The following is a 315-nucleotide window of genomic DNA, read 5'->3' as shown; positions in this document are numbered from 1 at the left end:
ATCTTAATAGAGGACGCTATAGCCGGCAGTTACAGACAGTGTTCAACACAATTCCTGCGCCGCAAATCCTGATACTGAATCAGGAAGCGTTGCAAACCGAACACGAACAGAGCTTACTGCGCGTCTTTCGCTTCCTAGATATTCACCGCCACGCGATTCCGCCACAAACCGTGTTTGCCGCTCCCCCGTCTAAACTGACATTAAACGAGCGACTGGCCAGGGCGTACGCACGATTGTACTTCTGGCTGATGGGTGAATCCCCAAAAGCATGGCAGCAAGTGCAGCACAAGCTTTCTACACCAACTGTATAGACTG

1 protein-coding gene is annotated in these 315 nt (G+C 51.1%); it reads left to right on the top strand.

What is annotated here, in order from left to right; translation table 11 throughout:
* Positions 1 to 311, top strand: a 311-nt coding sequence (locus tag J0A66_RS22530; RefSeq protein WP_206576048.1) for a hypothetical protein, incomplete at its 5' end; no start/stop codon positions are given.
* Positions 312 to 315 lie beyond the last annotated feature (4 nt).

The organism is Bowmanella dokdonensis (genome assembly GCF_017254865.1).
GTDB lineage: Bacteria > Pseudomonadota > Gammaproteobacteria > Enterobacterales > Alteromonadaceae > Bowmanella > Bowmanella dokdonensis.
Note: the sequence above shows the minus strand (reverse complement) of the source record. Positions and strands in the feature narration are given on the sequence as shown.